1 pseudogene is annotated in these 641 nt (G+C 69.3%); it reads left to right on the top strand.

The features are described 5' to 3' along the window. Positions 1-99: 99 nt before the first annotated feature. Positions 100-641, top strand: a pseudogene (locus MKW14_RS40715) (L-arabinose isomerase); the annotation flags it as partial.

Here is a 641-nt window from a genome sequence, read left to right as displayed (position 1 = left end):
CACGACTACTTCGGGCGTGGCGCCAACGACGTGATGCACCGCCTGCGCCGCATCCGCGCCGAGGCCTCCGCCTGATCCACCCTTGTGAAAGGAACCGTCATGACGACACATGCTCAGCCCTATGACAGCCACGAGGTGTGGTTCCTGACCGGCAGCCAGCACCTGTACGGCGAGGAGACGCTGGCGCAGGTCGCCCATCAGTCGCGGCAGATAGCCGAACGCCTCGACGCGGCCGCGGAGATCCCCCTGCGGATCGTGTCCAAGCCCGTCCTGACCGACGCGGAGTCGATCCGGCGGATGTGCCAGGAGGCCACGGTCTCCGACACCTGCGTCGGCGTGATCGTGTGGATGCACACCTTCTCCCCGGCGAAGATGTGGATCGCCGGTCTGAGTGCGCTGGACCGGCCGGTGCTGCACCTGCACACCCAGTACAACCTGTCGCTGCCCTGGTCGAGCATCGACATGGACTTCATGAACCTCAACCAGGCCGCCCACGGCGACCGCGAGTTCGCCCACATCGAGGCCCGCCTCGGCATCAACCGCAAGGTCGTCGCCGGGCACGCCACCGACCCGCGGGTCGTCAGACGCGTCGCGGCCTGGTCCCGCGCCGCCGCCGGCCGGCACGCGGCCCGCAGCCTGCG

The organism is Streptomyces gilvus, from assembly GCF_022513565.1.
Classification (GTDB): Bacteria; Actinomycetota; Actinomycetes; order Streptomycetales; family Streptomycetaceae; genus Streptomyces; species Streptomyces gilvus.
This window is presented reverse-complemented; position numbering and strand designations above follow the sequence as displayed.